At 64.6% G+C, this 212-nt stretch carries 1 pseudogene; it reads right to left on the bottom strand.

The window, feature by feature from the left end:
- Positions 1–212, bottom strand: a pseudogene (locus tag Q7A36_RS41520) (IS110 family transposase); the annotation flags it as partial.

Genomic DNA, 212 nt, shown 5'->3' with positions numbered 1-212 from the left:
CCTCCACCATGCTGACATAGGACAGGACAGACACGACCCCAATGCCGGGCACGCTCATCAATAGGCGGCACGTCGGGCTTGCTCTCGCCAGTGCCCGTATCGCCTTGTCAAAAGCTGCGATCTGCGCGCGCACCCCTCGCCATGCTGCCAGCATGGGCTGGACAATCGGTGCCAGGTCCTCCCGCTCGGCAAGCAAGGCTTCAACGCGGCGG

Source organism: Paracraurococcus lichenis (assembly GCF_030657435.1).
GTDB lineage: Bacteria > Pseudomonadota > Alphaproteobacteria > Acetobacterales > Acetobacteraceae > Paracraurococcus > Paracraurococcus lichenis.
This window is presented reverse-complemented; position numbering and strand designations above follow the sequence as displayed.